Below are 25058 nucleotides of genomic sequence, written 5' to 3' on the forward strand. Positions count from 1 at the left end.
CTGCCGTCCCGTCCGTCCGGCGCCTTCTCCGCCTGGGAGATCGGCCTGGCCCTTCGCTATCTGCGCGCCAAGCGCAAGGAGGGCGGCGTCGCCACCATCGCCGTCATCAGCTTCATCGGCATCATGCTGGCCGTCGCCGTGCTGATCAGCGTGATGAGCATCATGTCCGGTTTTCGTTCGGAACTGCTCAGCCGGATGCTGGCCTTCAACGGTCATATGTATGTGCAGGGTCCGGTTTTGACATCGCCGGACCGAGACGCGGTCCTGAAGAAGATCGAGGCGATACCGGGCGTCTACAGCGTCAACCCCCTGAACGAAGCTCAAAGCCTGATCCGCGTAGGCAACTTCACGACGGGTGTGATGGTCAAGGGTATCCGCCCACAGGATCTGGCCAAAACGCAGTACGTTTTTGACAGCCTGTCGCCCCAGGAGCGCGCTAGCTTCGGTCAGGGTGCGTATGGCGGCGACCGGGTGTTGATCGGCGCCGCTTTGGCGAACTCATTGGGGCTGCGTGTTGGCGACGCCATCACCGTCTATTCGCCCACCGGCGCCGACAGCGCCTTCGGCAACCTCGGCGGATTGGAAAAGACCTATTTCGTGGGCGGATTGTTCCGTTCGGGAGCGGCCGATTACGACCGTGCCTTCATGTTCATGCCCTTGGAGCAGCAGCAGCTCTTCTTCGGCAAGGAAGGCGTCTGGGACGCCATCGAGATCAAGGTCGACGATCCCGATCAGGTCGGCGCCCTGACCCCCGCCATCCGCGACGCGGCCGGCCCCGGCTCGGTCGTCAGCGACTGGCGCGAGCGCCTGGCCGCCTTCTACGGCGCGCTGAAGGTCGAGCGGGTGGCCATGAGCATCATTCTGGGTCTGGTCGTCGCCATCGCCGCCATGAACATCATTTCCGGCATCGTCATGCTTGTGAAGAACAAGGGGCGGGATATCGCCATCCTGCGGACCATCGGCGCCAGCCCGTCGGCCATCCTGCGCGTCTTCTTCATGGCCGGCGCCATGATCGGGGTCGCGGGCACCCTGGCGGGCCTGCTGCTGGGTCTGCTGTTCTGCTGGAACATCGGCTCGATCCAGCATTTCCTGGAATGGGCGTTGCAGACCAAGCTGTTCGATTCCGACGTCTATATGCTGGACGCCATTCCCGCGCTGGTGGACCCGATGGACGTGACCTGGGTGGCTTTCTGGTCGCTGCTGATGAGTTGTATCGCCAGTCTGCCGCCGTCATGGACCGCGTCGCGGATCGATCCCGTTGAGGCGCTCCGGTATGAGTAAGGCTCCTATTTTGTCGGTGCGCGGCCTGACTCGCACCTATCCGACGGCTCAAGGCGGCCTGACCGTGTTGAAAGGCGTCGATCTGGACGTCTATCCGGGCGAATTGGTCGGGCTGATCGGGCCGTCAGGTTCGGGCAAGTCGTCGCTGCTGCACGCCGCCGGCCTGTTGGAAAAGCCGACCAGCGGCGCCGTCGCCATCGACGGCGAGCAGGTCGGCGATCTGGACGAACGCGCGCGCACCCGGCTGCGTCTGGGCCGCATCGGCTTCGTCTACCAATTCCACCATCTGCTGCCCGAGTTCGACGCCCGCGACAATGTCGCCCTGCCGATGCGGATCGCCGGGGTAGGGCAGGAGGAGGCGCGCAAGCGCGCCGCCATCACCCTGACCGCCCTGGGTCTGGGCGAGAGGCTGACGCATCAGCCGGCGCAACTGTCGGGCGGCGAGCAGCAGCGCGTGGCCATCGCCCGCGCCCTGGCCAACGGCCCGCGCCTGCTGCTGGCCGACGAACCGACCGGGAACCTGGACCCCGCCACCAGCCAATCGGTGTTCGAATCCCTGCGCGACCTGGCCAAGACCACGGGCGTCGCGGCCCTGATCGCCACCCACAATATGGAACTGGCCGGCCATATGGACCGGGTCTTCGCCCTGAAGGACGGGCATCTGGAAGAGCGGGCGGCCCAAAGCCACGCCTATTGATCTGCGGATAGCGGTCGTCCCCAGCGTGGCGTCCTGTCCTGGCTCAGGAATAGGTCGGCGACAGCAGATCGATTTCAGGCGTCGGGTCTGCGTCGCCTCCAGCCTTTTCTTCGAACGGCGACCAGGTCTCGGCCAAGGCCGCAACTGAACCGATGACGCCGGCGTCGGCCTCGGCTTGGCGCAATGCGGTCCAGGACAAAAAGGCCAGCAGCCGCGCGCCATCGCATGGCTGGCGTTGCATCGCCGTCTCCAGCCACGCCGTTTCTGCGGGCCGGAGCAAAGGCGAAACCAGCCCCGGCGTCGAGAACAGCCGGCGCTCGGTCGATGCTTTCCTCCATAGAAGGGAGGTCAGGACGTGCGGCGCCTCCGTGATGACGTCCTGGAACCGCGCGACGGCGGCGGGCGCGCCTTCGACGCCGCAAAGGCCGCCGCCGCCGCTGAAGATCAAGGCGCCGGATAGACCGCCCCGGCGCGCCTTGGCGGAAACGAAACGGCGGATATCCGGCCACGCCGGAGCTTCGGCGTCATGCTGCAACACGATCACGGCCGCTTCCTGGCTCGCGGCCGGAGAGGCGGGGCAGTGGGATCGCGACGTCATCCGTCATCGCTTAACCGAGCCTAAAATCTGTTCAACTGCGTGTGACTACGAGGTTCCTCGACGGCATTGGCGCTGTATTCTGGCGATATGCGAACGACGACGAACGCCATGACGGATTCCATGGCGCCAAAAGACAAGCGCCCCGAAACGGACGCCGACCCGGCCTTCGCTCCAAACAGCCAGGGTGACTCCCGTTTCGAAATCGTCGTGATCGACGACGACGCGCTGATCCTTGAGGTGACGCTGCTGACTTTCCGCGAGGCCGGGTATTCGGCTGTGGGATTCAGCGATCCGCTGGACGCCCTGATGTGGGCGTCCGACGCCGATCCGACGCTGATCGTTGTCGATCTGAAGCTGCCGGGGATCGAGGGACTGGACCTGGTCAGCGCCTTCTGCGCCTTCGGCCGTCATGCGGTGATCTTGGTCAGCGCCTACGTCGATGTGCTGACGACCGTGGACGCCATGCGGCTTGGAGTCGACAACGTTCTAACCAAGCCCGCCCCGCCCGAGCGTCTCTTGACGGCCGCGGCGCATGCGTTGGACGCGCTGTCGCGCGCGCCGCGACAGGATCAAATGACCTTCACCCGTCGGGAGCGTCAGGTGGCGGAGTTCATCGTGGCCGGTCGCACCACGAAACAGATCGCCCAGGCCCTGGCGCTCAGTCCCCGCACGGTGGAGTTCTTTCGCGCCAGCCTTTTGCGCAAAACCCAGTCCCCCAACTCCGCCGCCCTGGCCTCGGCCCTGACGCGGCTGGGCTTCGTCGCCACCGACGCTTGACGAGAACGCATAGAGAACATAGAACAGACGGAGAACAGTTGCGAGGTCGGAAAAGCCATGCCGCGTTTGGTGAGGGATATGTTGTCGCTGGCTTGCTGCGGCGGCTTCGTCTGGATGGTGTGGAGCCTGGCCTTCAGCGTCGCCTCCGCCTGACGGCGGGGCGACCTCTCAGCTGAAGGCGCTCCTTCTGGATTCCTTCTGGATATCGTCCCCGGCTGGGGACGAACGCGCCTCGCATATGGCCCGCGACGTTCGGTCGGTGCAGGATGGGGCGCGGGCCTTGCGTCCAGCAAGCGGAGATCCAGTGAACCAGTCGATGAACAGCCAGGGTTTCGTCCATTTGCGCGTGCGCTCGGCCTATTCGCTGCTGGAAGGCGCGATAAAGGCCAGTAAGGTCGGCAAGCTGGCGGCGGACGCCGGCATGCCCGCCGTCGCCGTCGCGGACCGGGCCAATCTGTTCGGCGCGCTGGAGTTCAGCCAGACCTCCAGGGATGCGGGCGTTCAACCCATTGTCGCCTGCGCTCTTCCAGTCATCGGCATCGGCGGCCAGATCAACACCCGATGGGCCAAGACGCCTACCGTGGCGCTGTTGGCCCAGAATGCGACGGGTTGGCTGAACCTGTGCGCCCTGTCGTCCTCGGCCTATCTGGACGCCGGGGAGATGGCCGAGCCCGGCGTGGCCTGGGATCAGGTCGTCGCGCGCTCCGAAGGGTTGATCCTGCTGTCCGGCGGACCGGACGGGCCGGTCGATCCCCTGTTCGCCCAGGGCAAGACGGCGGAGGCCGCCCAGGCGCTCCAGGCCATGCACGCCGCCTTCGGCGACCGCTTCTATGTGGAGCTGCAACGTCATGGGCTGGACGATGAGAAGCGCGCTGAGCCGGGTCTGGTTCGCTGGGCCTACGACCACGACGTTCCCCTGGTCGCCACCAACGACGTCTATTACGCCAAGGCGGCCCAGGCGAAGTCGCATGACGCCCTGCTGTGCATCGCCGACGGCGCCTTCACCGGCCAGGAGGATCGTCGCCGCATCACCGGCGAACACTGGTTCAAGTCGGCCGGGGCGATGCGCGAACTGTTCGCCGACCTGCCCGAGGCCTGCGACAACACCATCGACATCGCGCGGCGCTGCGCCTTCCTGGTTCAGACCCATGCGCCGATCCTGCCGCGCTTCGATACCGGAGCCGGACGCTCCGAGGCCGACGAACTGGCCCACCAGGCGCGCGAGGGGCTGAAGGTCCGGTTGACCCAGGTCACGCCGGCCGTGTCCGAAGAGGAATACTGGACCCGCCTGGAGTGGGAGGTCGGGATCATCCAGCAGATGGGTTTCCCAGGGTACTTCCTGATCGTGTCGGACTTCATCAAATGGGCCAAGACGCACGGCATACCGGTCGGGCCGGGGCGGGGGTCCGGCGCCGGCTCGCTGGTCGCCTGGTCCCTCACCATCACCGATCTGGACCCGTTGCGGTTCGGTCTGCTGTTCGAACGGTTCCTGAACCCCGAGCGGGTCTCCATGCCCGACTTCGACATCGACTTCTGCCAGGAGCGGCGCGAAGAGGTGATCGACTATGTCCAGGCCCGTTACGGCAAGGATCGGGTGGCGCAGATCATCACCTTCGGCACCCTGCAGGCGCGGGCGGTGCTGCGCGACGTCGGACGGGTGCTGCAGATGCCGTTGGGCCAGGTGGACCGGCTCTGCAAGATGGTGCCGAACAATCCGGCCAATCCCGTCACCCTGGCCCAGGCCATCGACCTGGAGCCTCGGCTTAAGGAGGCGCGCGACGCCGAACCGGCGGTGAAGACGCTGCTGGAAACGGCCTTGGAGCTGGAAGGGCTTTACCGCAACGCCTCGACCCACGCCGCCGGCATCGTCATCGGCGATCGTCCTCTGACGGAATTGGTGCCGCTGTATCAGGACCCGCGTTCCACCATCCCGGCCAGCCAGTTCAACATGAAGTGGGTCGAGCCGGCGGGGCTGGTGAAGTTCGACTTCCTCGGGCTGAAGACCCTGACCGTGCTGGACCGGGCGCGGGGCTATCTGGCGCGGCGCGGAGCGGTGCAGGAGTGGAACCAGCTGCCGCTGGACGATGCGCGCACCTACGAGCTGATGGCGTCGGGCCAGACGGTCGGGGTGTTTCAGCTGGAATCGCAGGGCATGCGCGACACGCTGCGCAAGATGCGCTGCGGCTCCATCGAGGAGATCACCGCCCTGATCTCCCTCTATCGGCCGGGGCCGATGGAGATGATCGACACCTATATCGACCGCAAATTCGGCCGGGCCGAGGTCGACTATCTGCACCCCAGTTTGAAAGAGGTGCTGACCGAAACCTATGGCGTGATCATCTACCAGGAACAGGTGATGAAGATCGCCCAGATCCTGGCGGGCTACAGCCTCGGCGAGGCCGACCTGCTGCGTCGCGCCATGGGCAAGAAGAAGAAGGAGGAGATGGACTTCCAGCGGGCGCGCTTCATCAAGGGCGCCCTGGAGAAGGGCGTGCCGGAAGGCCAGTCCGGCTCCATCTTCGACCTGGTGGCCAAGTTCGCGGGCTATGGCTTCAACAAGTCGCACGCCGCCGCCTACGCCCTGATCTCGTTCCAAACGGGATGGCTGAAGGCCAATCAACCGGTCGAATTCTTCGCCGCCTCGATGAGCCTGGACCTGTCGAACACGGACAAGCTGGCGGTCTTCTATCAGGATGCGCGGCGGTTCGAGGTGCCGGTGCTGTCGCCGGACATCAATCGCTCCTCCGCCGACTTCGACGTGGCCTGGGAGGACGGCAAGGGGGCGGTGCTCTATGCGCTGGGCGCCATTCGCAACGTCGGCCTGGAGGCGATGAAGCATGTCATCGAGGTGCGCGAGACGGGCGGCCGGTTCGCCGACATCTTCGACTTCCTGGAGCGGGTCGATCCGCGCTGCGTCAACAAGCGCGCGCTGGAAGGGCTGGCCAAGGCGGGCGCCTTCGACAGCATCCATCCCAACCGTCGCCAACTGGTCGAACAGGCCGATGTGCTGATGGCCTATTGCCAGAGCGTGGCGGCCGAGCGCGCCTCGTCCCAAGTATCCCTGTTCGGCGGGGATCAGGCCGGTGCGGCCCGGCCGCGTCTGAAGACGGTCGAGCCGTGGGTGGGGCCAGAGCGGCTGGACCACGAATTGGCGGCCGTGGGCTTCTACCTGTCCGGCCATCCCCTGGACGAAATGACCTCGGCCCTGAAACGCAAACGCGTCACCTTCGTCGCCGAGGCCATTCCCCTGGCCGAAGGCGGGCACGAGGCTTTCCAGATGGCTGGAGTGGTGCGCCGCAAGCAGGAACGGGCCAGTGCGCGAACGGGCGAGAAGTTCGCCTTCGTCACCTTTTCGGACCCGACAGGGGAGTTCGAATGCCTGTTTCCGCCCGAACAGCTGCGTCGATGCCGCGAGGTGCTGGAGCCCGGCGCCTCGGTCATGGTGCGGGTCCGCACCAAGGCGTCGGAAGGCGAGGTGCGCTTCTTCGGCGACGATGCGGCGCGCATGGACAATCTGCTGGACGACGCCAACATCGGCCTGCGTATCCATGTTTCGGCCCGAACCGCCGACGCCGAGGCGCTGAAGGCGCGGCTGGAACGCGCACGATCCGGCGCGATCGGCAAGGGAGGAGAAGTCTCCCTCATGATCGCCGGCCTCGAACAGGGGCGGGAGGTCGAGGTCAGGATCCCCGGCCGTTATCGGCTGGACGGCGCCCTGCGCGGCGCGCTGAAGTCCGCGCCGGGCGTGGTCATGCTGGAAGACGCCTGATGGTCGGCGGTCTTCTGGCGTTCGCCCTATTTCTGTCTCCGCCGCAGATCGACCCTGCAGCGGCGCAATCCGTCCCAACCCAAGGCGCCGCCATGTCTCACGCTATCGGAACCTTCGACGTTCAGATCACGCCCATCGCCGCGGAGGCGGACGCGTCTGCCGAGGCGCACGGTCGACTGCGGATCGCCAAGACCTTTCACGGCGACATCGAAGGAGTCGGTGTGGGCGAGATGCTTGCCGTCCGAGACGGTTCGTCGGGCGCCTATGTGGCCATGGAGCGCGTGACAGGGACGATAGACGGTCGAAGCGGCGGCTTCTCGCTCGTTCATCGCGGGATCATGGACGCCGGTGCGCAGACATTGCTGATCACCATCGTTCCCGGGTCGGGCAGCGGGGACCTGATAGGCGTAAGCGGCGTCTTTCATCTGACCTTAGCTGATGGCGAGCACCGCTACGACCTTGAATACAGCCTGCCCGACACCGCGCCATGAGCGCCGGTTAAAGGCTAAGCTTATGAATTCACGGAACCTCACAGGCGCGTGATGAGTTTGGTCAGTCCATAGGGAGACTGTTCCATGAAATATCTCGCCATCGCCAGCGTCGCCTCGCTGGCCCTTCTCGCAGCCTGCAACCAGGGCGGCGACAGCGCCGGTCAGAACGCCAACGAAGCGGTCAACGCCACGCAGGACGCCACCTCCGGGGTCGTCGGCCAGACTTCGGCCATGACCATGGGCGCCAACACCGTCGAAGGTTTCGTCACCGGCCTGGGCGTCAGCAATATGTATGAGCTGGAAGCGGCCAAGATCGCCGCCGCCAAATCGACCAACGCCGACGTCAAGGCCCTCGCCGCGATGATCACCAAGGACCACACCGCAGCCGGCGAAAAGCTGGGAACGGCCGTCGCAGCCGCTGGTCCGAACGTGACCATACCGACCGCCTTGGACCAGCGTCGCCAGGGGCTGATCGACAATCTGAACGCCGCCACGCCCGGCGATTTCGACAAGGTCTATCTGAACCAGCAGGTCGCGGCGCATAACGAGGCCCTGACCCTGCTGAACGGTTTCGCAGGCAATACGGACGCGCCGGCCCTGTCGACCTTGGCCCGCGAACTGATCGCCCCGGTGACGATGCACCGCGATCGCGCTCAGGCGCTGCTGGATGCGATGAAATAGTCGCGTCTTGACAACGTGAAGCGGAAGGCGGTCTCGGAAGAGGCCGCCTTTTTGCTGTCGCCCATGCCGCGATCGTGGGGCGGCGCTTGCTATTGCGGCTTATCCCGCCTACATGGCCCCCGCATTTCGCAACGCGGGTGAGGCGCGATTCGGGGAGAAATCCCGATTCGCACCATTCCGAGGGTCGCCAGACCTTTAATCCCCCGCGCCACGTCGATCGGAAAAAGGACTGAACGATCATGGCTCTGCCAGAATTCTCCATGCGCACCCTGCTGGAAGCGGGCGCCCACTTCGGCCACCAGACGCACCGCTGGAACCCGAAGATGGACCGCTACATCTTCGGCTCGCGCTCGAATATCCATATCATCGACCTGTCGCAGACGATGCCGCTGTTCCACCAAGCCCTGGTGGCGGTGCGCGACGTCGCCGCCAAGGGCGGCCGCGTCCTGTTCGTCGGCACCAAGCGTCAGGCCTCGGAGCCGGTGGCCGAAGCCGCAAAGCGCTGCGCCCAATACTACATGAACAACCGTTGGCTGGGCGGTACGCTGACCAACTGGCGCACCGTTTCGGGTTCCATCGCCCGCCTGCGTGAACTGGAAGGCATCCTGGAGAACGGCGGCGAAGGTCGCGTCAAGAAGGAACTGCTGACCCTGCAGCGCGAGAAGGACAAGCTGGAGCTGTCGCTGGGCGGCATCAAGGACATGGGTTCCATCCCTGACATCATGTTCGTGATCGACACCAACAAAGAAGCGATCGCGATCCAGGAAGCCCGCAAGCTGAACATCCCGATCATCGCCATCCTGGACACCAATTCGGACCCCGACGGCATCACCTATCCGGTTCCGGGCAACGACGACGCCGCCCGCGCCATCCAGACCTACTGCGACTTGATCGCCGATGCGGTTCTGGATGGTCTGGCCGCCGGCGCCTCGGCCTCCGGCATCGATCTGGGCGCTTCGGAAGCTCCGGTCGAGCCGATGTTGCGCGAAGCCTCGGCTCCGGTCGCCGCTGAAGCCGCTCCGGTCGCCGCTGAAGCCGCTCCGGCCGGCACGGAAGGCGCCGCCGCCGAACTGGAAGCCGCCGCTCAACCGGCCCCCTCCGAACCGGCTGGGGCCGACGAAGCCGCCCAGGCCGCCACTTCGGAAGCCAACGACGCGGTCGAGACCGAGAAGGCCACGGGCTGATCGCCCGGCGGTCTTCATAGAGAGGGCCGTGCATAGAACCGACACACGGCCGGGCCATACAGGTCCGGCCGTTCCGCATACGATACATCCCCCAAGGAGAAGAACATGGCCGAGATCACTGCCGCCCTCGTGAAGGAACTTCGCGAGCGTTCGGGCGTCGGCATGATGGACTGCAAGAAGGCGCTGGTTGAGAACAACGGCGACATCGACGCCGCCATCGACTGGCTGCGCGCCAAGGGTCTGTCCAAGGCCGCCAAGAAGGCCGATCGCGTCGCCGCCGAAGGCCTGGTCGCCGTGGCGTCCAAGGAAGACGGCAAGGGCGAAGTCGCCGCCGCCATCGAGTTCAATGCGGAAACCGACTTCGTCGCCCGCAACGAACTGTTCCAGAACGCCGCCAAGCAATTCGCCCAGCTGGGCCTCGAGCACCACACGGTGGAGTCCCTGCACGGCGCCGAGCTGGAATCCGGCAAGACGGTCCAGGACGAAGTGACCAACATGATCGCCACCATCGGCGAGAACATGCAACTGCGCCGCGCCGCCCGCCTGTCGGTGTCGGAAGGCGTCGTCTCGACCTACGTCCACAACGCGGTTTCGCCCGGCGTCGGCCGCATCGGCGTGCTGGTCGCCCTGGAAGGCGAGGGGGACAAGACCGCCTTGCGCGAACTGGGCCGCAAGATCGCCATGCACGTCGCCGCGACCGCGCCGCTGTCGCTGAACACCGACGACCTGGACCCGGCCGCCATCGAGAAGGAACGCACCGTCCTGACCGAAAAGGCCAAGGAGGAAGGGCGCCCTGAAGCCATGATCGCCAAGATCGTCGAAGGCCAGATCAACAAGTTCCAGAAGGACGTCGTGCTGTCCAAGCAGCCGTTCGTCATGGACCCGGACGTGACCATCGAACAGCTGGTCGCCAACTCGGCCAAGGAACTGGGCTCCTCGAACCTGCACCTGGCCGGCTTCGTCCGCCTGGCGCTGGGCGAAGGCGTCGAAAAGGTCGAAGGCCCCGACTTCGCGTCGGAAGTCGCCTCGATGATGGGCGGCGCCTAAGCGTCCACCCCCTCATTCGTGAGGGTTTTGTATCAGAAGGGCGCGTTCGGCTTTGATGGCCGGCGCGCCCTTCGTCTATAAGAAGCCGCCTGATTCAAGGGCGCAGCAGCAAACGGACCCTCCGCCCATGCCCGACGCTCCCTCGAACTTCCGCTACAAGCGCGTCCTGCTGAAGGTCTCGGGCGAGGTGCTGATGGGCGATCAGACGTTCGGTCTGGACATGAAGACGGTCGATACCGTCGCCAAGGCCGTCGCCGACGTCGCGGCCGAAGGGGTCGAGATCTGCCTGGTCATCGGCGGCGGCAACATCTTCCGCGGCCTGTCCAAGGCGGCGGCGGGGATGGAGCGCGCCCAGGCCGACTATATGGGCATGCTGGCCACCATCATGAACGCCCTGGCCATGCAGTCGGCGCTGGAGAAGATCGGCGTCTCGACCCGCGTGCAGAGCGCCATTCCGATGGCCGCCATCGCCGAACCCTACATCCGCCGCCGCGCCCTGCGTCACCTGGAAAAGGGCCGGGTGGTGATCTTCGCCGCCGGCGTCGGCGCGCCGTTCTTCACGACCGACTCAGGCGCCGCCCTGCGCGCCGCCGAAATGGGCTGCGACGCCTTGCTGAAGGGCACCAGCGTCGACGGCGTCTATACCGCCGATCCCAAGAAGGATCCGACCGCGACCCGCTACGACACCCTGACCTATCAGGATGTGCTGGCCAAGGATCTGCGCGTCATGGACGCCTCGGCCATCGCCATGATGCGCGATACCGGCATCCCCATCGTGGTCTTCTCGATCCGGGACGACAATTCGCTGCGCCGAACCCTGACCGGCGAAGGCACGTTCACGGTCATTCGGGACGCCGCATAAGGCGTCCGAGCGACCAGGAAAAAACGAAGAGAGACCAAGAGCATGGCGAAACCCGACCTCAAGACCTACCGCGACCGGATGGACCGCTCCGTCGCCGCCCTGAAGGAAGAGTTCAGCGGCCTGCGCACCGGACGCGCCAACGCCGGACTGCTGGAGCCTGTCCGCGTCGAGGCTTATGGCTCGGCCTCGCCCCTGACCGCCGTCGCCGCCATCAGCGTGCCCGAACCGCGCATGATCAGCGTCAATGTCTGGGACAAGGGCATGGTCGGCGCCGTGGAAAAGGCGATCCGCAACGCCAACCTGGGCCTGAACCCCATCGTCGACGGCCAGACGCTGCGCATCCCCGTGCCGCCGTTGACCGAGGAACGCCGCAAGGATCTGGTCAAGCTGGCCGGCAAATACGCCGAGCAGCAGAAGATTTCCGTACGCAACGTGCGTCGCGACGCCAACGACGATCTCAAGAAGGCCGAGAAGGCGGGCGAGATCAGCCAGGACGAACAGAAGAAGATGGAGACCGAGGTCCAGAAGGACACGGACGCGGCCATCAAGCGCATCGACGAGGCCTTGAAGACCAAGGAACAAGAGATCATGCAGGTCTGAGGCGAAACGGCTTGGGCCTGAAGGGATCGCACGACAGATGACGGCAGACCGCGTCGCGCCTCCCGGCCAACGCCCGGAAGACCTGCGTTCCGAGGGGCCGCGTCATGTCGCCATCATCATGGACGGCAACGGGCGCTGGGCCAAGGCGCGGGGCCTGCCGCGCGCGCTCGGCCACCGCGAGGGGGTTCAGGCGCTGAAGCGTACGATCCAGGCGGCGCCGGATCTGGGCATCCGGTGCCTGACCGTGTTCGGCTTCTCCACCGAGAACTGGAGCCGGCCCGAGGACGAGGTTTCGGACCTGATGGGTCTGGTGCGAACCTATGTGGCCAGCGACCTGACGCGGCTGGAAAAGGCGGGCGTGCGTCTGCGCATCCTGGGGCGCCGTGAAGGCCTGCCCGCCGACATCGCCGACATCATCGACAAGGCCGAGGCGAAGACGGCGCACAACGAGCGGTTCCTGCTTCAGGTCGCCTTCAACTATGGCGGCCGAGCAGACCTGGTGGACGCCGCGCGTCGGCACATGGCGCGCCTGGCGTCCGGCGAGACGACCGAGCCCCTGACCGAACAGACCTTCGAGGCCGGTCTGGCTACGGCGGGATCGCCGCCCCTGGACCTGATCGTGCGGACGTCGGGCGAACAACGGCTGTCGAACTTCCTGTTGTGGGAGGCGGCCTACGCCGAACTGGTGTTTCAAGACATTCTATGGCCGGACTACGGTCCCAAGGCCCTGGCCGAGGCGGTCGCCGCCTATGGCCGTCGCGAGCGTCGCTATGGCGGCCGCGAGGCCGAACCGATGCGTGAAACAGCCTGATGGCGGTCAAGGGACGCGACATCGCCCTACGCGCCGCTTCCGCCGTCGTCCTGGCGCCGGCCGCCGTGGCCGCGACCTGGGCCGGGGGCGTCTGGTTTCTGGGCCTCATGGTGGCGGCCAGCGTGGTCCTGGCGTTCGAATGGGCGGCGATGAGCGCGCCGCACGCCAGGCGCGTCATGGGCGGCGCCGTCAGCTTCGGCGTCGTCGCGGCCGTGGTCAGCGCACATTTCGGCGTCATGTCGGTGGCCTTCATCATGCTGGTCTTCGGAGCCGCAGCCGCCGGCGTCTACGCGCGCAGCCGGGGGCAGGAGGCGTTGGACGCCGCCTATGGGGTTCTCTATCTAGGTTGGCCCTCGGTTCTGTTGATCTGGTTGCGCGGCGTGGACAGCCCGGTTGGCCTGCACTGGACCGTGCTGGTCTTCGCCGTGGCCTGGTCGGCGGACATCCTGGCCTATCTGGCGGGATCGACCTTCGGCGGCCCGAAGCTGTGGCCGCGCTTTTCGCCCAACAAGACCTGGTCCGGCTTCATCGGCGGCATTCTGGCCGGGGCGGTCGCGGGCGCCGTGATGACCGCCTGGGTCGATATGGGCGCTCTGACCGTGGTGTGGGGCGCCATTCTGGGCTTGGCGGCGGCCTTGGCGACCATGGCGGGCGACCTGTGGGAGTCGGCGCTGAAGCGACGGTTTGGCGTCAAGGACGCGGGCAACACCATCCCCGGACATGGCGGGCTGCTGGACCGGGTGGACGGGTTGATGTTCGCCGTCGTCGTGGTGGCGGCCGGGCGTCTGATGGTCCTGATGCTGGAGCAGGGCGCGTGATCCGTCGCCGCGTCACGGTGCTGGGCGCGACCGGATCGGTCGGCTCCTCGACCCTGGACCTGATGGCCCGGGCCGAGGCGTCGGGCGCGGGCGGTTTCGAGGTCGAGGCCCTGACCGGCGGGGCCAACATCGCCAAACTGGCCGAACAGGCCCGGCGCTGGAAGCCACGATTGGCCGTCACCGCCGATCCGGCGCGGTTGGAAGACTTGCGGGCGGCCCTGGCCGGGACCGGCGTCGCGGCGGCCGCCGGGGAGGCGGCTGTCGTGGAAGCCGCCACCCGACCCGCCGACTGGATCATGGCCTCGATCGTCGGCGCCGCGGGGCTGAAGTCGGCCTGGGCGGCGGCGGGGACGGGCGCGACCCTGGCTCTGGCCAATAAAGAAAGCCTGGTCTGCTGCGGCCCCGCCCTGATCGAACGAGTCGGACGAGCAGGCGGGCGACTGATCCCGGTCGATTCCGAACATTCGGCCATCTTCCAGGTGTTTCCGGCCGAGGCGCCGGAACGGGTGGCGAAACTGGTGCTGACGGCTTCGGGCGGCCCTTTCCGCCAGACCCCGCGCGAGCGGATGGTCGCGATCACGCCCGAACAGGCCGTGGCCCACCCGAATTGGAGCATGGGCGCCAAGATTTCGGTCGACAGCGCCACCATGGCCAACAAGGGCCTGGAGATGATCGAGGCGGCCTATCTGTTCGCCATGCCTCAAGAGCGGATCGAGGTGGTGGTCCACCCCGAATCTATCATCCACAGCCTTGTGGAATATGTGGACGGATCGACCCTGGCGCAGATGGGGCCGCCGGATATGCGCACCCCCATCGCCTGCGCCCTGGCCTGGCCCGACCGGATCGCCTGGCCGGCGCCGAAGCTGAACCTGGCCGCGCTGGGCCGGCTGACGTTCGAGGCGCCCGATCTGACGCGGTTCCCGGCTCTCGATCTGGCGCGCCAGGCGCTGAGGGCTGGGGGCGCGGCGCCCGCCGTGTTCAACGCCGCGAACGAGGTCGCGGCCTTCGCCTTCCTTGACCGAAAGCTGGCGTTTCTCAATATTGCCGCAGTCGTCGCCGAAACCCTTGAGCGTGCGACGAAAGCGGGGATGGTTTTCGGCTCTGGAGACGCCTGCGGCGCGGCCCTGACGGTCGACGCCGAGGCGCGTCGAATGGCCGGATCCGTCATCGCCGGCCTTGCCAACGCGGCCTGAGGACAGGCCAGGGGAGACGATTTTCGAATGCTGGGCGTCATGGGTCAGATCCTGATCTCCATCGCCTCGTTCCTGCTGGTGCTGACCTTCATCGTCACCATCCACGAACTGGGTCATTTTCTGGTCGCGCGCGCGTTCGGCGTGAAGGTGGATCGCTTCGCGGTCGGCTTCGGCAAGGCTGTGTTCAGGCGGACGGATCGCCACGGAATCGAATGGCGGCTGGGATGGCTGCCCCTGGGCGGCTATGTGAAGTTCTCTGGCGACCTGGACGCGTCCAGCGTGCCCGATCAGGCCGGGCTGGATCGGTTGCGCCAGCGGGTGGTCGCCGAGCGCGGGCCGGGGGCCGAGCGTGATTACTTCCATTTCAAACCGGTATGGCAGCGCGCCCTGATCGTCGCCGCCGGTCCGGTCGCCAACTTCATTCTGGCCATCACCATCTTCGCCATCGTCTTCATGGCGGTGGGAACGCAGTTGCGCCCGGCGCGCGTGGCCCAGGTCCAGGCGGGATCGCCCGCCGCCGCCGCCGGTTTCCAGGTCGGCGACCTGATCACCCAGGTCAACGGCAAGACCATCAAGGATGGCGGCGAGGTGACGCGCACCGTGATGCTGTCGACCGGCGACCCCGTGCGTTTCACGGTCGAACGTGGCCGGGAAACGCTGAGACTGACCGCCGTGCCCGAACGCCGCGAGGAGAACGACCCCGTGGCCGGGCGGATCAAGGTGGGCCGGATCGGCCTGGGCCTGGGATCGACAGCCGCCGACGTGCGCCATGTCCGCTATGGTCCTGTCGGCGCCATAGTCGAGGGCGTACGCCAGACCGGCGACGTGATCGGCTCGACCTTGACCTATCTTGGGCGGCTCGTGACGGGTCGTGAATCCGGCGATCAGTTCAGCGGCCCGCTGGGCATCGCCAAGGCGACCGGCTCCCTGACGACGGCGGCGGTCGAGGCCAGCCCGGCGCCAAGCCAGATGGCGGTCAATCTGGTCCTGACGCTGACGACCCTGGCCGCCATACTTTCGATCGGAATCGGCTTTCTAAATCTGCTTCCCATTCCGATCCTCGACGGCGGGCACCTGCTTTTCTACGGTTATGAGGCCGTGGCCAGGCGGCCTGTGTCGGCGCGGTTCCAGGAGATGGGCTATCGCGCAGGTCTTGCGCTTTTGGCGGGATTTATGTTGTTCGCGACGTGGAACGACCTACAGAAGCTCAACCTCCTCCAATTCCTCGGCGGGCTCGTTTCGTGAGCCGACGCCAGCCCCCGATGGTTTCCCGTATGAATGACATGACCTCCAGCGCCGCCGTCCGACTGAGCGCCCGTTCCAGCCTGCTGGCGTTGGCCGTCGCGGCCGGCCTCGGCGCGCCTGCCCTGGCCCAGACCGCGCCCGCCGCCACGTCCGCCCAGACCGCCGCCGCACCCCAGGCGGCCGAAGGCGAGCAGACGCCGCGCGTTGAGATCGCCGCGCCCCAAACCATCACCATCAACCGCATCCTGGTGCAGGGCGCGCAACGGATCGATCAGACGACGGTCCTGTCCTATCTCCCGATCCGTCCGGGCGACGCGGTGGACGCCTCGGTCCTGGATGTCGCGGTTCGCACCCTGTCGCGCACCGGCCTGTTCGCCGATGTCCAACTCGGCGTTCAGAACGGCGACCTGATCGTGCAGATCAAGGAAAACCCGATCATCAACCAGGTGGTGTTCGAGGGTAACAAGGCTTTGTCGCAGGACAAGCTGACCAAGGAAGTCACCCTGGCGCCGCGCGGCATCTACACCCGCGCCAAGGTCCAGGAAGACGTCGGCTCCATCGTCGAGCTTTATCGCCTGCAGGGACGCATCTCGGCGACCGTGACGCCCAAGCTGGTGCAACTGGACCAGAACCGTGTCGATGTGATTTTCGAGATCAACGAAGGCCCGCAGACCGGCATCAGCGCGGTCAACATCCTGGGCAACCAGGCCTTTTCCGATCGCGATGTGCGCGGGGTGATGGTGACTGAGAAGTCCACCTGGTGGAAGTTCTTCTCTAGCAACGACAACTACGATCCGAACCGCCTGGAATACGATCAGGAGCAGCTGCGCAAATTCTACACCAACCGCGGCTATTACGACTTCCGCGTGGTGTCCTCCGTCGCCGAACTGCAGCCGGACGACCAAGCCTTCCAGCTGACCCTGACGCTGAACGAAGGCGACAAGTACAACTTCGGCGAGGTCAAGGTCGTCACCCAGAACGATCGTCTGAACGCCGACTTCCTGCAGCGGCTTATCCCCATTCGCTCGGGCGACCTTTACGAGAGCGACAAGATCGAACAGGCGGTCGACGCCTTGACCTTCGCGGCCGGCTCGGCCGGCTACGCCTTCGTCGAGATCAATCCGACCTATCGCGCCAACCCCGACACCGACACGGTGGACGTGACCTTCAATGTCTCCGAAGGCCAGCGCGTCTACATCGACCGCATCAATGTGGTCGGAAACACCCGCACCATCGACCCGGTGATCCGCCGCGAACTGATGCTGACCGAAGGCGACGCCTTCAACCGCGCGCTGATGGAACGGTCGCGCAACAACCTGCGCGCCCTGGGCTTCTTCAAGGATGTCACGGTCGAGGAGACGCGCGGCGGCGCGCCGGACCGTTCGGTCATCAACGTCAATGTGCAGGAGCAGCCTACGGGCGAACTGTCGGTCGGCGCCGGCTTCAGTTCGGTCGATTCCTTCACCGTCAACCTGGGTATTTCCGAGCGGAACTTCCGCGGGCGCGGCCAGAACGTGGTGGCCCGCCTGGAGTGGGGCTCGCTGCGCCAGCAGGTCGACTTCCGCTTCACCGAGCCCAAATTCCTGGGCCGGGACCTGCGCGCCGGCTTCGATCTATTCCACTCGCGCTACGACCTGAGCGAATATTCATCGTACGACTATCGTTCGACCGGCGGCGGGTTGCGTCTGTCCTATCCGCTGAACGGCAATATGCTGCTCAGCACACGCTACTTCTTGAAGTCGGACGAGATCATCGTGCCGTACGGCTATTGTTCAAGCGTCGGCCAGGGATCGTCGGCGCTGTGCGATCAGGTCGGCAGTTATATCAACTCGGCCGTCGGCTATACGCTGCAGATGAACTACACCAACGATCCCGTTCGCCCGACGCGCGGCTGGGCCGGATCGTTGCGCCAGGATCTGGCGGGTCTGGGCGGCGACGTCAACTATGTGAAGACCGAAGCCGACGCCAGCTGGTACTATGGCTTTACGCCGAACTGGGTCGTCAGCTTGCAGGGTTCGACCGGCTACATCAGCGGGTGGAACGGCGACCCGATCCGCATCAACGACCGCTTCTTCAAGGGCGGCAACAGCTTCCGCGGTTTCGAGACCGCCGGCATGGGGCCGCGCGACCTGAACACCACCGATGCGCTGGGCGGCAATTTCTACGCCATCGGGACGGTCGAACTGACGCTGCCGAACTACCTGCCCGAGCAATACGGCATCAAGACCTCGCTGTTCGCCGATGTAGGAACCCTGGGCGTGCTGGATGACCGCTACAAGCTGACCACGACCGGCACGACGAACGCCAATATCGCCGATGAGCTGTCGCTGCGCGCGTCTGCGGGCGTCAGCATCCACTGGAAGTCGCCGATGGGTCCTATCCGCTTCGACATTTCCAAGGTTCTGTCCAAGGAAGACTACGACAAGACGGAATCCTTCCGCTTCTCGACCTCCACCCAATTTTAATCGCGGCTATCGTCCGCACGAGGAACCCATGAAAGCTCTGATCATCGCGGCGACCGCCGCCGCTTCGCTTCTGGCCACCGCCGCCTCGGCGCAACAGGCCGCCGCGCCCGCCAACCCCGGCCCGGTGATCCCTGGCGTCTGCGTCTATTACAACGCGCGCCTGCTGGCCCAGTCGTCGGCCGGCCAGGCCGTCGAAGCCCGGATGCAGCAGTTGGCCCAGGAAGTTCAAGGCGAACTGCAACCCTATGCCACGCAGATTCAGACCGAAGCCCAGCAACTGCAGACCTCTGGCGCCAGCTTGCCGGCGGATCAGCTGCAACAGCGCCGCCAGGCCCTGCAGCAGCGCGCGCAGGAAGCCCAACAACTGGAAGCGACCCGCGAGAACGAACTGCGCTACACCCTGGGCATGCAGCGCCAAGCGATCACCGAGGCCGTTTCGCCCATCCTGACCGCCCTGTATCAGGAAAAGGGCTGCGGCCTGCTGCTGGATCGCGAAAGCGTCTTCATGATGAACCCGGCCATGGACGTCACGGACCTGGCCATCCAGCGCCTGAACACCGCCCTGCCGACGCTCAGCTTCAACCGCATGACCGTGCCGGCCCAGCCGCAGGCTCAGCAACCGGCCGCCGCCCGCTAAGCGTCGATGCCGGATTCCCGCTTCTTTCAGACCCTCCCGCCGCTCAGCGTCGCCGATCTGGCGGCCAGGATCGGCGGGGCGGTCGAACGGGGCGGGGATCGCATGATCGCCTCCGTCGCGCCTCTGTCCTCTGCGGACGGGGGCGCGATCGCGTTTCTGGGCGACCGAAAATTCGCCGGCGTGCTGAGGGAAACTCAGGCCGGCTGCGTGATCGTGCCGCCCGAGGCCGTGGAGATGGCTCCGGCCGGCCCAGCTGTCATCACCTCGCGTACCCCCCACGCCGCCTGGGCAAAGGCGTCGATCCTGTTGCACCGGCCCATCCTGCTGGATCAGGCGATCACGCGCGGCGAGGCGATCGAGGACGACAGCGTGGTGATCGAGCCGGGCGTGGTCCTGGGCTCGGGCGTGCGCATCGGTCGGGGATCCCGCATCGGCGCCAACAGCGTCATCGCGCCCGGCGTCCAGATCGGCCGCGACTGCGTGATCGGGGCCAATGTCAGCGTCGGCTTCGCCCTGATCGGCGACAGGGTGAAGCTGTACGCCGGCGCGCGCATCGGCGAGGCCGGCTTTGGCGCGACCGGGACCCAGGCCGGGGTGATGGATATCCCGCAGTTGGGACGGGTCATCCTGCAGGACGGCGTGACGGTTGGCGCCAACAGCTGCATCGACCGGGGCGCCTATGACGACACCGTCATCGGCGAGAATACAAAGATCGATAATCTGGTCATGGTGGGCCACAATTGCGTCATCGGTCGCAACTGCCTGCTGGTCGCCAATACCGGCATATCCGGCTCGGTCACGGTGGGCGATAACGTGATCTTCGGCGGCAAGGCGGGGGTCGGCGACCACATCACCATCGGCGAGGGCGCGCGTGTCGCGGCGGGCGCCGGCGTGTTGGCCGACGTTCCTGCGGGGGAAACCTGGTCGGGCTATCCGGCGCGGCCGATCCGACAGTTCTTGCGCGAGACCGTCTGGCTCGCCAAACAGGCCTCCTCGAAGAAGGCCCCGAAGGAATCATAGGGATGAGCGAAGACGGCAAGATCGATTACGCCGAGGTGATGCGGCGGCTGCCGCACCGCTATCCCTTTCTTTTGGTGGACAAGGCCGAGGATTTCGTGCCCGCGACTTCCATCGTAGGGATCAAGAACGTCAGCCACAACGAGCCCTTCTTCCCCGGTCATTTCCCCATCGACCCGGTCATGCCTGGCGTACTTATCGTGGAGGCCATGGCCCAGACCGGCGCGCTTCTGATGTCCAAGACCCTGGACGTGGCCGTGGCGGACAAGGTCATCATGTTCATGTCCATCGACGGCGTGCGCTTCAGAAAGCCTGCCCGGCCCGGCGATCAGCTGCGCATGGAGGTCAAGGTGATCAGGGCGCGGGGCGACGCCTACAAGTTCCGGGGCGAGACCTCCATCGACGGCAAACTAGCCGCCGAGGCCGAGTTCATGGCCATGGTCGTGACCGTGCCAGAGCCCGCCGCCTGATGAGCGTTCATCCGACCGCCGTCGTCGATGCGACAGCCGTTCTGGCGGACGGGGCGCGGGTCGGGCCGTGGTGCACGGTCGGACCGAACGTAACGCTGGCGCAAGACGTGCGCCTGATCAGCCATGTCGTCGTCCAGCAGGATACGACGGTCGGGGCGAATACGACGATCCACCCCTTCACCGTGATCGGCGGCGATCCACAGCACAATGGCTACAAGGGCGAGCCGGTGCGGCTGGAGATCGGCGAGAACAATCTGATCCGCGAGCACTGCACGTTCAATCGCGGCACGCCGCAGGGGACGGGCGTCACCGTGATCGGTTCGAACAATCTGTTCATGACCGGCGCCCACGTGGGTCACGACTGCGTGGTCGGCGACAATGTCGTCATGGCGAACAACGCCACCCTGGGCGGCCACGCCCGGGTCGGGGACAAGGTCTTCCTGGGCGGTCTGTGCGCCGTGCACCAGAACGGGCGTGTGGGGCAGGGGGCGATCATCGGGGGCCTGGCGGCCGTGACGCGCGATGTCATTCCGTATGGCTCCGCCTGGGGCAATCATGCGCGTTTGCGCGGGCTGAACCTGATCGGGTTGAAGCGCAAAGGCTATGGCAGGGACCAAGTGCGGCGTCTGCTGGCCGCCTATCGCGACCTGTTCGAAGGCGAGGGCGAGTTCGCCAGCCGGACCGAGCGTGTGACGGAACGCTATTCAGACCTGCCCGAGATCGTCGAGATACTGGCCTTCATCCGCGAGGGCGGCAAGCGGCCGCTGTGCCTGCCGAACGCGGAATGACCGGCTCCAAGCTCGGCCTGATCGCGGGCGGGGGCGACCTGCCAAAGGCGGTGGCCCAACGCTGCGAGGCCGAGGGGCGCGGCGTCTATATCGTGCGCCTGGACGGCTTCGCCGACCCCCATCTGACACGCTGGCCCGGCGACGACTTCGGCATGGCGCAGATCGGGGCGATCCTGAAGGCGCTGAAGTCGAACGGTTGCGGCGCGGTGTGCCTGGCGGGCATCGTCAGTCGGCCCGATTTCAAGACCTTGAAGCCGGATTTCAAGGGCGCGACCCTGCTGCCCGGCATCGTGGCGGCGGCGGCCAAGGGCGACGACGCCCTGTTGCGTAAAATCCTGTCGGTGTTCGAGGCCGAGGGGTTCGCGGTCGAGGGGGCGGACGACATCCTGGGCGGCGAGACGCTGAGCCCCGGCCCCCTGGGAACGATGACGCCCACGCCGGAACAGTTGTCCGACTTGAGAAAGGCGCTGCACGTCGCGGAAAAGGCGGGCGAACTGGACATTGGTCAGGGCGCGGTCGTCTGCGACGGTCTGGTGCTGGCGGTCGAGGCCCAGGAGGGCACGGACGCCATGCTGGGACGGGTCGCCGGGCTGCCCTCGGACTTGCGCGGCTCGGCGTCGGAAAAAAGGGGCGTTCTGGCCAAGGCGCCCAAGCCGATCCAGGACCTGCGCGTGGACATGCCGGTCATCGGGCCGAGAACGGTCGAGATGGCGGCGGCGGCGGGCCTGGCTGGCATCGGCGGGGTGACGGGGCGTTTGATCCTGATCGACCGGCCTGCCGTCATCGCGACAGCGGACCGTCTGGGCCTGTTCGTCTGGGGCGAGACGCGATGAGCCGGCCGCTGAAGATCATGCTGGTTGCGGCCGAGGCTTCCGGCGACGCCCTGGGCGCCGGCCTCGCCAAGGCGTTGAGGGCGCGGCTGGGCGACGATGTCGCCTTCGTCGGCGTCGGCGGGCCGCGCATGGCCGCCGAGGGCGTCGCCAGCCCGTTCGACATCGCCGAACTGTCGATCCTGGGATGGATCGAAGGTTTGCGCGCCTATGGCAAGGTCAGGCGGCGGGTCGCCGAAACGGCGACGCTGGCCGAGCGCGAACAGCCGGACGCCGTCGTCCTCATCGACAGTTGGGGTTTCACCATTCGCGTCGCCAAGGCCATTCGCGCCGCGCGGCCGGACGTGCCCCTGATCAAATACGTCGGCCCTCAGGTTTGGGCCTCGCGTCCTGGCCGCGCCAGGACCCTGGCGGGGGCCGTCGATCACCTGCTGGCCCTCTATGGTTTCGATGCGCCCTGGTTCGAGCGGGAGGGCCTGGCGACGACCGTCGTCGGCTCTTCGGCCCTTCATATCGACATGGCCGGCGCGGACGGCCCGGCCTTTCGTACGCGGCGCGGCATAGCGGCCGAGGCGAAGCTGCTGCTGGTGCTGCCGGGCAGCCGGCCCAGCGAGATCGCGCGCATGACCCCTGTCTATGAGGAGACGGTGCGCAAGCTGAAGGCCGTGGACCCGACGCTGGAGATCGCCGTGGTCGCCGCCGGAACCGTAGCCGGGGATGTCGCCGGCCGGATCGCCGCCTGGCCGTTCCGGGTCCATCTGGTCGATGAGGCCGAGAAATACGACGCCATGCGCGCCGCCGACGCGGCCTTGGCAACCAGCGGCACGGTTTCGACCGAACTGGCCCTGGCGGGCGCACCCATGGTCATCGCCTACAAGATCGACGCCCTGTCCTACTCGCTGATGAAACGGATGGTGACGGCCAAGCACATCACCCTGTTCAACATCGCCGCCGACGACCAGATCGCCCCTGAATATATCCAGCACGAGGCCACGCCCGCCATACTGGCCTCAGCCGTGGGACGGCTGTTGTCCGATCCCGCCCTGGCCCAGGAGCAGGCGCGACGCCAGACGGCGGCGCTGGACCTGATGGGGCGCAACGGGCCAGATCCGTCCGAACTGGCGGCCGACGCCGTCTTGCGCGTCATCGCCGCCAAGGCTGGCGCGGAGCCGGTCTGAAGATGGTCCGAATCCTCAGCCCCCGCCGGGCGGCCGAGGTTCGCGCAGCCCTGCAGATGGGCGTAGCGGCGACGGCCGGCCTCTACCTGGCCACCGTTCTGGGGCTGCCCCATCCTTATTGGAGCGTCATCTCCGCCATCGTGGTGGTTCAGGCTAGCGTCGGGGGCGGAGTGGTGGCCATCGCGCGGGATCGGGCCATCGGAACCGTGACCGGCGCCCTGGTGGGGGCCGCGTTCGCCTTTCTTAGGCCGCCAGGCTTGGAGAGCCTGGCGCTGAGCATCGCCGTTTCGACGGCGGTTCTGGCGTTTCTCGGCGCCGGCCGCTCATGGCTGAAGATCGCCCCCGTGACCGCCACCATCGTCATCGCCGGCGGCGCGGGGTCGGAGGGGCCGGGCGCCCTGGCGTTGGACCGGGTCATGGAGATCTTCGTCGGCTGCGGGGTGGGGGTGATCGCCATTTTGGCGCTTTTCCCGCGCCACGCCCGGCAGACCTTCACCCTCCAGGCGAGGGAGGCCGCAGGCGAGGCCGCGGTGCTGCTGGCCTTGGTCGCGAAGGGAGACGCCCGCGACGCGGCGGAGATCACGCGCCGTCACGCCGATCTGAAGCGGCGGCTCGACGCCTTGGGTCAAGTCGCGAAGAACGTGGTGGATTTCCCGGGCGTGCAACGCGAAACGGCGGACCGCGCCGCCCTGACCCGCGCCTTTTGGCGGGTGCGCAGCGACATCGTCATCCTGGGGCGCGGTTTTCACGACCAAGGCGCAGACAGGCGGTTGGCGCCCTGGTCGGAAGACGTCGCACGCGCGGTCGAACGGCTGGAGGCGCTGTCGCGGGGCGAGGCCGCCGATCCCATGGGGCCGATCGACCAGAGCCTGGCCCTGTCCATCGCGGTGGAGGGCGACGACATGGCCCTAGGCGCCGCCGCCATCGGCGTGGCGCACATGCACCGCGACCTGGACGACCTGGCCGCCCGTTTCCGCGATCTGCGTCTGGTGTGACGCCAAATCAAAACGCCGGGGGACGTATCCCCGGCGTTCTGCATTCTCAGCGTTCGCGACCCTGATCAGCCGCGCTGATCGATCGGCACATAGTCGCGCTGGGTCGGGCCGGTGTAAAGCTGACGTGGGCGGCCGATCTTCTGCGACGGATCGGCCATCATTTCCTGCCACTGCGCGATCCAGCCCACGGTGCGGGCCAGGGCGAACAGGACGGTGAACATGCTGGTCGGGAAGCCCATCGCCGACAGGGTGATGCCCGAATAGAAGTCCACGTTCGGGAACAGCTTGCGCGAGGTGAAATATTCGTCCGACAGGGCGACCTTTTCCAACTCCTTGGCGACCACGAACAGTGGATCGTTCTCGCGGCCCGTGGCGGCCAGGACTTCGTAGGCCGACTGCTGCATGACCTTGGCGCGCGGATCGTAGTTCTTATAGACGCGGTGGCCGAAGCCCATCAGCTTGTATTTGCGGTCTTTAACGCCCTGGATGAACTCGGGGATCTTGTCGGGAGTGCCGATTTCCTTGAGCATGTTCAGCGCCTCTTCGTTGGCGCCGCCGTGCGACGGGCCCCACAGGCAGGCGATGCCGGCGGCGATACAGGCGAAGGGGTTGGCGCCCGACGAG

24 protein-coding genes are annotated in these 25058 nt (G+C 66.4%); 22 read left to right on the forward strand and 2 right to left on the reverse strand.

Translation table 11 applies throughout. The features are described from left to right. Both DI624_RS04820 and DI624_RS04825 read left to right on the forward strand, forming a co-directional pair. Positions 1–1281, forward strand: a complete 1281-nt coding sequence (locus tag DI624_RS04820; RefSeq protein ID WP_291536382.1) for a lipoprotein-releasing ABC transporter permease subunit — start codon at positions 1–3, stop codon at positions 1279–1281. Continuing rightward, entirely contained in the window at positions 1274–1978 is a 705-nt protein-coding gene (locus DI624_RS04825) for an ABC transporter ATP-binding protein (RefSeq protein ID WP_291536352.1), read from the forward strand. Before DI624_RS04820 ends, DI624_RS04825 begins: the two co-directional genes overlap by 8 nt. A gap of 43 nt (positions 1979–2021) precedes the next feature. Here DI624_RS04825 and DI624_RS04830 read toward each other — a convergent pair whose 3' ends face one another. Further along, a complete protein-coding gene (locus DI624_RS04830) occupies positions 2022–2576 on the reverse strand; it encodes a hypothetical protein (RefSeq protein ID WP_291536353.1) in 555 nt (184 codons plus the stop codon). A 120-nt stretch (positions 2577–2696) separates the two neighbouring features. Between DI624_RS04830 and DI624_RS04835 the strand changes: the two genes are divergently transcribed. From DI624_RS04835 to DI624_RS04930, 20 genes are all read left to right on the forward strand, one after another. Then, positions 2697–3353, forward strand: coding sequence for a response regulator (locus tag DI624_RS04835; protein ID WP_291536355.1), 657 nt, complete (start codon positions 2697–2699; stop codon positions 3351–3353). 316 nt (positions 3354–3669) lie between these two features. After that, positions 3670–7122 carry a DNA polymerase III subunit alpha gene (gene dnaE, locus DI624_RS04840; protein WP_291536383.1) on the forward strand — a complete coding sequence of 1151 codons (3453 nt, stop codon included), beginning with the start codon at positions 3670–3672 and terminating at the stop codon, positions 7120–7122. After that, positions 7122–7613, forward strand: a complete 492-nt coding sequence (locus DI624_RS04845) for a DUF3224 domain-containing protein (protein WP_291536356.1) — start codon at positions 7122–7124, stop codon at positions 7611–7613. The genes dnaE and DI624_RS04845 overlap by 1 nt, the downstream gene beginning before the upstream one ends. An 84-nt stretch (positions 7614–7697) precedes the next feature. Continuing rightward, entirely contained in the window at positions 7698–8294 is a 597-nt protein-coding gene (locus DI624_RS04850; RefSeq protein WP_291536357.1) for a DUF4142 domain-containing protein, read from the forward strand. Positions 8295–8533: 239 nt separating this feature from the next. Then, the gene (rpsB, locus tag DI624_RS04855; RefSeq protein ID WP_291536358.1) at positions 8534–9478 is read left to right on the forward strand and encodes a 30S ribosomal protein S2; all 945 of its coding nucleotides are present in this window, start codon (positions 8534–8536) and stop codon (positions 9476–9478) included. 105 nt (positions 9479–9583) lie between these two features. Continuing rightward, positions 9584–10525 (forward strand): translation elongation factor Ts, encoded by a 942-nt coding sequence (gene tsf / locus DI624_RS04860; RefSeq protein WP_291536359.1) that lies wholly within the window; start codon positions 9584–9586, stop codon positions 10523–10525. A gap of 127 nt (positions 10526–10652) precedes the next feature. After that, positions 10653–11387 carry a UMP kinase gene (pyrH, locus tag DI624_RS04865; protein ID WP_291536360.1) on the forward strand — a complete coding sequence of 245 codons (735 nt, stop codon included), beginning with the start codon at positions 10653–10655 and terminating at the stop codon, positions 11385–11387. Positions 11388–11429: 42 nt separating this feature from the next. Then, positions 11430–11987, forward strand: a complete 558-nt coding sequence (gene frr / locus DI624_RS04870; protein ID WP_291536361.1) for a ribosome recycling factor — start codon at positions 11430–11432, stop codon at positions 11985–11987. Positions 11988–12024: 37 nt separating this feature from the next. Then, positions 12025–12798, forward strand: coding sequence for a polyprenyl diphosphate synthase (uppS, locus tag DI624_RS04875; protein WP_291536362.1), 774 nt, complete (start codon positions 12025–12027; stop codon positions 12796–12798). Further along, positions 12798–13616 carry a CDP-archaeol synthase gene (locus DI624_RS04880; RefSeq protein WP_291536363.1) on the forward strand — a complete coding sequence of 273 codons (819 nt, stop codon included), beginning with the start codon at positions 12798–12800 and terminating at the stop codon, positions 13614–13616. The genes uppS and DI624_RS04880 overlap by 1 nt, the downstream gene beginning before the upstream one ends. Continuing rightward, positions 13613–14809, forward strand: a complete 1197-nt coding sequence (gene dxr, locus DI624_RS04885) for a 1-deoxy-D-xylulose-5-phosphate reductoisomerase (protein WP_291536364.1) — start codon at positions 13613–13615, stop codon at positions 14807–14809. Before DI624_RS04880 ends, dxr begins: the two co-directional genes overlap by 4 nt. A 27-nt stretch (positions 14810–14836) precedes the next feature. Beyond that, entirely contained in the window at positions 14837–16054 is a 1218-nt protein-coding gene (locus DI624_RS04890; RefSeq protein WP_291536365.1) for an RIP metalloprotease, read from the forward strand. A gap of 29 nt (positions 16055–16083) precedes the next feature. Next, complete coding sequence (gene bamA, locus DI624_RS04895; RefSeq protein WP_291536366.1) at positions 16084–18519, forward strand: outer membrane protein assembly factor BamA; 2436 nt, start codon at positions 16084–16086, stop codon at positions 18517–18519. Positions 18520–18547: 28 nt separating this feature from the next. Beyond that, positions 18548–19156, forward strand: a complete 609-nt coding sequence (locus tag DI624_RS04900) for an OmpH family outer membrane protein (RefSeq protein WP_291536367.1) — start codon at positions 18548–18550, stop codon at positions 19154–19156. Between the two features lie 6 nt (positions 19157–19162). Beyond that, the gene (lpxD, locus tag DI624_RS04905; protein WP_291536368.1) at positions 19163–20176 is read left to right on the forward strand and encodes a UDP-3-O-(3-hydroxymyristoyl)glucosamine N-acyltransferase; all 1014 of its coding nucleotides are present in this window, start codon (positions 19163–19165) and stop codon (positions 20174–20176) included. Positions 20177–20178: 2 nt separating this feature from the next. Continuing rightward, complete coding sequence (fabZ, locus tag DI624_RS04910) at positions 20179–20643, forward strand: 3-hydroxyacyl-ACP dehydratase FabZ (protein ID WP_291536369.1); 465 nt, start codon at positions 20179–20181, stop codon at positions 20641–20643. After that, a complete protein-coding gene (gene lpxA, locus DI624_RS04915) occupies positions 20643–21431 on the forward strand; it encodes an acyl-ACP--UDP-N-acetylglucosamine O-acyltransferase (RefSeq protein ID WP_291536370.1) in 789 nt (262 codons plus the stop codon). Before fabZ ends, lpxA begins: the two co-directional genes overlap by 1 nt. Next, a complete protein-coding gene (locus tag DI624_RS04920; protein ID WP_291536371.1) occupies positions 21428–22264 on the forward strand; it encodes an LpxI family protein in 837 nt (278 codons plus the stop codon). Before lpxA ends, DI624_RS04920 begins: the two co-directional genes overlap by 4 nt. Further along, positions 22261–23439 carry a lipid-A-disaccharide synthase gene (lpxB, locus tag DI624_RS04925; protein ID WP_291536372.1) on the forward strand — a complete coding sequence of 393 codons (1179 nt, stop codon included), beginning with the start codon at positions 22261–22263 and terminating at the stop codon, positions 23437–23439. The genes DI624_RS04920 and lpxB overlap by 4 nt, the downstream gene beginning before the upstream one ends. 2 nt (positions 23440–23441) lie before the next feature. Beyond that, positions 23442–24434: an FUSC family protein gene (locus DI624_RS04930; RefSeq protein WP_291536373.1), complete on the forward strand. Its 993-nt coding sequence runs from the start codon at positions 23442–23444 to the stop codon at positions 24432–24434. A 65-nt stretch (positions 24435–24499) separates the two neighbouring features. Here the strand turns inward: DI624_RS04930 and DI624_RS04935 are convergent. Next, the coding region (locus tag DI624_RS04935; protein WP_291536376.1) for a citrate/2-methylcitrate synthase at positions 24500–25058 on the reverse strand (559 nt) is incomplete at its 5' end.

It is taken from the genome of Brevundimonas sp. (assembly GCF_003248455.1).
In the GTDB taxonomy this organism is placed as follows: Bacteria; Pseudomonadota; Alphaproteobacteria; order Caulobacterales; family Caulobacteraceae; genus Brevundimonas.